Here is a 6,743-nt window from a genome sequence, read left to right as displayed (position 1 = left end):
TCATTTCGGTTGCGCTTGTTGGCGTCCTCCTCCACGCCCTCCCGGACACCCACGGCCAGGTCCTCCTCATCGTGGTCGTTGAAGACGTAGTACCGCTCCAGCTTGGAGGTGTCAAAGTACACGTTGCCCCCGGCAAGATACGCGTACCCCGTGTCCACCAGCTTCTCGATGATCCTGATATAGTCGCCGACCAGGCCCGTGGCGGGCTGAACCACGTCCGGAGTTTTGATGTTCAGCTTCCGGCAGTCCTCAAAGAAGGCGTCGGTGTAGAACTTCGCAATATCCATGACGGACTTGTTCTCCCGCTTGGCGCCCTTGAGCATCTTGTCCTCGCCGGTATCGGCGTCGCTGGAGAGGTGCCCCACATCGGTGATGTTCATGACGCGGTTCACGTCGTACCCGGCGAAGCGGAGGTACTTCTCCAGCACGTCCTCCATGATATAGCTGCGGAGATTGCCAATGTGGGCAAAGTGGTACACCGTGGGTCCGCAGGTGTACATCTCCACCCGGCCGGGGGTGTGGGTCTTGAACTCCTCTTTCTTGTGGGTCGCGGAATTGTATAGATACATGGTCTTTATCCTCCATTTTGTAATGTTCTTTTCAGACAGGCTCGCCCAGCCCCTCCATGACCTCCAGCAGGGCGGCATAGCTTTCCTCTGTAACTCCGCCGTAGAGAACCTCATAATGATCGTCCGCGTCCATGACCACCACTAAATTGTCGGGGCGGCTGCTGTAAAAGGTGATCTCCAGGTCCATCCAGTTTTTCAGAACGCAGGGCCGCCTGTTCAGCCTGGCCTGCACAACCGCCAATTCCTCGCCGGTCAGCCGATGGTATTCCTCCACGGAGTATTTCAGCTGCCATACAGCCTCATAGGTCAAAGCCGCCTCCAGAAATTCGCTGGCGGTGGGAGCGGAGAGCAGCCAGGGGCCGCCGTCCTCCATTCGGGTATACACCGGCGGGTCGGGAAGGGAGAGATCCTCCCTGCGAATTTCCGCCCGGCAGACGCCCTGGTTTTCACAGAGCAGAGGAAAGTGGTCTGACTGCGCCAGATGCCTCCACCTCTGGAAATGCTCCGGAAAAAACCACATATCATCATGCCGGGTAATCTGTTGACTTCGGCCGGCCGTGCGGTAAAAATTCTCCACTGCCGCCGGAATATCCCCGAAAATTTCCTTCACGGCGGCGATCTCCCGGTCGTCACAGCCCTGGGGCCGGTCCACGCCATATAAGTCCCGAATGAGCTCCCTCAGTTCCATTATACCTTCTCCTCCAGAAACTTCTCATCCAGCAGCTTTTCCAACAGGTCCAGCCGGGAGGAGAGAATCTCCAGCATTTTCTGGGTGGGGTCCTCCACGCTGGTCTGGTCCACCTCGTCGGCGAAGTGGGCGGTCTGTCCGGCGATGCGGACCACCTTGGCGGGGATACCCACGGCGGTGGCCCCCTCCGGGACCCCGGTGAGCACCACGGCGTTGGCGGCGATGCGGGCATTATCCCCCACCTTGAAGGGGCCCAGCACCTTGGCCCCGCAGGAGATCAGCACGTTGTTCCCGATGGTGGGGTGGCGCTTGCCCTGGTCCTTGCCGGTGCCCCCCAGGGTGACGCCGTGGTAGATCAGGCAGTCGTCCCCGATCTCGGCGGTCTCGCCGATGACGATGCCGCAGCCGTGGTCGATTACCAGACGGCGGCCGATTTGGGCCCCGGGGTGAATCTCGATGCCGGTCCAGAAGCGGCTCCACTGGGAGACGCAGCGGGCCGGGAATTTCAGCTTATGGCAGTAGAGCCAGTGGGCAACACGGTGGTAAAAGACGGCGTGGACGCCGGGGTAGAGCAGTAGAATCTCCAGCTTGCTGCGGGCGGCGGGGTCCCGGCGCTGATAGGCCTCCAGAAGGCCCGCGGCCCGGGGGGTATATTCTTCCATGGCAAAAGCTCCTATCGAAAAGGGCGGTTGGGAACATGCCCCAAGAGCCAAAATAAAGCGCCTCCTGCACCAGACGGCACAAGAGGCGACGAATCGCGGTTCCACTCTCATTTCTCACTCAAAAGCCCTTGACGCGGGCCGGACGGGGCATCCCCTCGCTCCCGGATGCACTTTCACAGTCTCCGCCGCAGGCACGCTCTCAGCCGGTGACGCGCCCTCTCTGGTCCTTGGAGCTTCTGTTACTCTTTCCGTTCATCGCGCTATGCAGTTTTTATGGTTCATTATATTAGCAGGATTCCCGGGGCGTGTCAAGAAATTTTTCCCCGCCGGACCCCGGCGCCGCCGTCCATTCCCCTTGCAAATCCCAGCTTCCTGTGGTACATTGAATAGGCTGTATTTTCCGCCCCGGTCCCGGGGCCTGCTGAACTTTTTGAAAGCGCCCTTGCGGCGCATGGAGGTACTATGTCTGACTACCGCTCTGAAATCTCCCGGCGGCGCACCTTCGCCATCATCTCCCACCCCGACGCCGGCAAAACCACGCTGACGGAAAAATTCCTGCTCTACGGCGGGGCCATCGCCCAGGCCGGGGAGGTCAAGGGCAAGCGGGCCCGGGCCGCCACATCCGATTGGATGGAGATTGAGAAGCAGAGGGGCATCTCCGTCACCTCTTCCGTCATGCAGTTCCAGCATGGCGGCTTTTGCATCAACATCCTGGACACCCCCGGCCACCAGGACTTCTCCGAGGACACCTACCGCACCCTGATGGCGGCGGACAGCGCCGTCATGGTCATCGACGGGGCCAAGGGCGTGGAGCCCCAGACCCGGAAGCTCTTCAAGGTCTGCGCCCTGCGGCGCATCCCGATCTTTACCTTCATCAACAAGATGGACCGGGAAACCCGGGACCCGCTGGAGCTGTGTGAGGAGGTGGAGCGGGAGCTGGGTATCGACACCTATGCCGTCAACTGGCCCATCGGCTGCGGAAAGGAATTCCAGGGCGTCTACGACCGGGAAAAGCAGCGCATCCTCTTCTTCCAGGCCGAGGAGCGGGGCAAGAAGGTCCGCTCCGCCGAGATCGCCCTGGACGATCCCGGCCTGGAGGGCATAATCGGCCAGGCCAGGGCCGCCGCGCTGCGGGAGGAGGTGGAGCTGCTGGGGGCCGGGCGGGAGTTTGAACTGGAGGCCGTGCGAAACGGCTCGCTGTCCCCGGTGTTCTTCGGCTCCGCTCTCACCACCTTCGGCGTGGAACCGTTTCTGGAGGAGTTTCTGCGCATGACCACCGCTCCCCTGAGCCGGGTGTCCGACCAGGGGGAGGTGGACGTGTTCTCCCAGAACTTCTCCGCCTTCGTCTTCAAAATCCAGGCCAACATGAACAAGGCCCACCGGGACCGGCTGGCCTTCATGCGCATCTGCTCCGGAAAGTTCCAGCGGGACACGGAGTATTTCCACGTCCAGAGCGGCAAGAAACTGCGCCTGAGCCAGCCCCAGCAGATGATGGCCGCGGAGCGGGAGATCGTGGAGGAGGCCTACGCCGGAGATATCATCGGCGTGTTTGACCCGGGCCTCTTCGCCATTGGTGACACCGTCACTGTGCCGGGAAAGAAGTTCCGCTACTCCGGCATCCCCACCTTCGAGCCGGAGCACTTTATGCGGGTGGCCCCCAAGGACACCATGAAGCGCAAGCAGTTTATTAAGGGCACGGAGCAGATCGCCCAGGAGGGCGCCATCCAGATCTTCAAGCTCCCCGGCGCCGGCATGGAGGAGGTCATCGTGGGCGTGGTGGGCACGCTGCAGTTTGACGTGTTCGAGTACCGGATGAAGTCCGAGTACGGCGTGGACCTGTATATGACGGGCCTGCCCTACGACCACCTGCGGCTCATCACGGCCTGCCCCTGCAAGCCGGAGGACCTGGTGCTGTGCACCGGCTCCGCCATTCTGGAGGACTTCCGGGAGAGGCTTCTGGTGGCCTTTGGCGGCGAGTGGAGCGTGGGCTTCCTCACCAAGCACAACCCCGGGCTGGAGCTGGCGGACTCGCTCTCCGTGTAAAGAGGGGAATCACCATGAGGCGCATCCTGATTGTGGAAGACGACATCGCCCTGGGAGAAGGCATCCGGCTGGCCCTTCAGCACCCGGAGCTGGAGGCCGTTCTCTGCCGCACCCTGGCCGAGACCCAGGCGGCGCTGGTATCCCAGGCCTTCGGCCTGCTGATTCTGGATATTAACCTGCCCGACGGCAACGGGCTGGAGCTGCTGCGGCAGATCCGGCAGTCCTCTACCCTGCCCATCATCCTCCTCACCGCCAACGACATGGAGACGGACATCGTCACCGGGCTGGAGTCCGGTGCGGACGACTATATTACCAAGCCCTTCTCCCTGGCGGTGCTGCGGGCCCGGGTCAATGCCCAGCTGCGCCGGGGAGGGCCAGCCCCGGCGGACCGGACCGTCCTGGGTCCCTTTGCCTTTGACTTTGGCCGGATGGAGTTCCGAAAAGACGGCGCTCTGGTGGAGCTGAGCAAAACGGAGCAGAAGCTTCTGCGGCTGCTGGTAGAAAACCAGGGCCGCACCCTGCCCCGGGCCGTCCTGGTGGACCGGGTGTGGAATGACGGCGCGGAGTACGTGGACGAAAACGCCCTGTCCGTCACGGTAAAGCGCCTGCGGGACAAGCTGGAGGACACCCCCTCCAGACCCCAGTATCTGAAAACCGTCTACGGCATCGGCTACACATGGGCGGACCCTCTCCGGCCGGAAAAACAGACAGGATTATGACCGGTATGAATCATATATCAGACAGTTGGATCCTCCTGCCGCCGGTGCTGGCGGCCGCCCTGGTCCTGTGGGACCGGCTCCGCCTCCGCCGCATCTACAGACATTTGGACGACATGCTGGACAGGGCCATCCAGGGAACCTTTCGGGAAGAGGTTTTTGACGAGAGCCGCCTCTCCGCTTTGGAGGTCCGGCTGGCCCAGTACCTGGCCGCCTCCGCCGCCAAGGCCCGGGGGACCCAGGCGGAGCGGGACCGGATCAAAGCCCTCATCGCTGACATCTCCCACCAGACCAAGACCCCTATCGCTAACGTTCTGCTCTACGCCCAGCTGCTGGGGGAGCAGCCCCTGCCCCCGGAGGGCCGGGACTGTCTCGCCGCCCTGGAGAGCCAGACGGAGAAGCTCCGGACCCTCATCGACGCCCTGGTAAAGACCTCCCGGCTGGAAACCGGGGTACTGGTCCTGCACCCCCGGCTGTCGCTCCTGGCCCCGGTGCTGGAGGACTGCGCCGCCCAGTTCACCCCCCGGGCAGCGGAAAAGGGCGTGATCCTCACCCTGGTCCCGGCGGGGGAAGTCATTGCGGTGTTTGACCCCAAGTGGACGGCGGAGGCCCTGTGCTGCCTGCTGGACAACGCCGTAAAGTACACGCCTCCCGGCGGCGCCGTCACCCTCCAGGCCGTCTCCTACGAGCTGTTCTGCCGGATTAACGTCACCGACACCGGCCCCGGCGTCCCCGAAGCGGAGCAGGCCAAGATCTTTCAGCGGTTCTACCGTTCCGCGGACACCTGGAACACGGACGGCGTGGGCATCGGGCTGTACCTGACCCGGCAGATCGCCGAGAGCCAGGGTGGCTATGTCCGGGTCTTTTCCAAGCCGGGAAAGGGAGCCAAGTTCTCCCTCTTCCTGCCCAGAACTGAGAGCAGTTCCCAGAAATAATGAGAAAAGAGGAAACGTGGACGGGGAATGCAGAGCAAGGCGGAGGACATAGGCGGGCTGACGCCCGCCAAGGACGGCAACGCGGATATGCCTTTCCCGGACCGCTGAACTTTTCTCAGTATTTTGGGAAATTGCTCTAAAATTCTCCTGCCGGGCCCTGTCAATATAACCAAAGCCCTTGAAAACCGGCGGCCGGTTTTCAAGGAGGTCCGCTTGCGGCCCCTGCGGCTATTATGCAGAGCCCGGTATTTTTTGCTATTTTTTCAAAATATTGTGGACAACTACCCGCTTTTGTTGTATACTACTCACAATATATTATTTTAGTTTATGTTCGATATAAGCTAAAATAATAGTAGATCAATATTGAGAAGGAGTGGTCCCATGTCTGAGAGTTACGCGGGCAAGATCAACCGGAAGCTTATGAAAAAGCGCCGCATCATCGACTCCGCCGCCGGACGGGAGCCGGCGGACCTGGTGCTGAAAAACGCCGTCTATGTCAATGTGTTTGCCAACCGGCTCTGCACCGCCGATATTGCCGTGGCGGAGGGGCTCATCGTGGGCATGGGGAACTACTCCGGCAAAACGGAGGTGGACTGCGCCGGCAGGATCGTCCTCCCCGGCTTCCTGGATGCCCACATCCACTTGGAGAGTTCTCTGGTCTCCCCCCGGGAGTTTGTGAAGGCCGTGCTGCCCCACGGCACCACCACCGTGGTCACCGACCCCCACGAGATCGCCAACGTCATGGGCACTGACGGCATTGAGTACATGCTCCAGGCGACGGAGGACCTGCCGGTGGACGTGCGGTTCATGCTGCCCTCCTGCGTCCCGGCCACACCTCTGGACGAGTCCGGCGCGGTGCTGGACTACCGGGCCATTGACTCCTTCTATGACCATCCCCGGGTCCAGGGTCTGGCGGAGATGATGAATTTTGTGGGCATCATCGCCGGAGACGACCAGCCGGTGGAGAAGATCGTGGCGGCCCAGGCCCACCACAAGAAGATTGACGGCCACGCTCCGGACCTCATAGGCAACGACCTCAACGCCTACATCGCCGCCGGGGTATACTCCGACCACGAGTGCCACGACCTCCAGGACGCCATCGCCAAGCTGGAGCGGGGCCAGTTCATCAT

The 6,743-nt window shown here is 61.9% G+C and carries 6 protein-coding genes and 1 pseudogene; 4 read left to right on the top strand and 3 right to left on the bottom strand.

Features of this window, described 5'->3' with window-relative positions:
- From cysS to epsC, 3 genes and pseudogenes are all read right to left on the bottom strand, one after another.
- Nucleotides 1-569: pseudogene (gene cysS, locus QZ326_RS10425) on the bottom strand (cysteine--tRNA ligase); the annotation flags it as partial.
- A 31-nt stretch (nucleotides 570-600) separates the two neighbouring features.
- Nucleotides 601-1,257, bottom strand: a complete 657-nt coding sequence (locus tag QZ326_RS10420; protein ID WP_295744912.1) for a hypothetical protein — start codon at nucleotides 1,255-1,257, stop codon at nucleotides 601-603.
- Entirely contained in the window at nucleotides 1,257-1,919 is a 663-nt protein-coding gene (gene epsC, locus QZ326_RS10415) for a serine O-acetyltransferase EpsC (protein ID WP_295744910.1), read from the bottom strand. Before epsC ends, QZ326_RS10420 begins: the two co-directional genes overlap by 1 nt.
- Nucleotides 1,920-2,381: 462 nt before the next feature.
- On the opposite strand from epsC, the gene QZ326_RS10410 reads away from it, so the two are divergent.
- From QZ326_RS10410 to QZ326_RS10395, 4 genes are all read left to right on the top strand, one after another.
- On the top strand, nucleotides 2,382-3,962 hold the full coding sequence (locus QZ326_RS10410; protein ID WP_295744908.1) for a peptide chain release factor 3: 1,581 nt from the start codon (nucleotides 2,382-2,384) through the stop codon (nucleotides 3,960-3,962).
- 14 nt (nucleotides 3,963-3,976) lie between these two features.
- Complete coding sequence (locus QZ326_RS10405) at nucleotides 3,977-4,681, top strand: response regulator transcription factor (protein WP_295744906.1); 705 nt, start codon at nucleotides 3,977-3,979, stop codon at nucleotides 4,679-4,681.
- Between the two features lie 5 nt (nucleotides 4,682-4,686).
- Complete coding sequence (locus QZ326_RS10400) at nucleotides 4,687-5,613, top strand: sensor histidine kinase KdpD (protein WP_295744904.1); 927 nt, start codon at nucleotides 4,687-4,689, stop codon at nucleotides 5,611-5,613.
- Between the two features lie 381 nt (nucleotides 5,614-5,994).
- Nucleotides 5,995-6,743, top strand: a 749-nt coding sequence (locus QZ326_RS10395; RefSeq protein ID WP_295744902.1) for an amidohydrolase family protein, incomplete at its 3' end; no start/stop codon positions are given.

Source organism: uncultured Oscillibacter sp. (assembly GCF_910587525.1).
Classification (GTDB): Bacteria; Bacillota; Clostridia; order Oscillospirales; family Oscillospiraceae; genus Oscillibacter.
This window is presented reverse-complemented; position numbering and strand designations above follow the sequence as displayed.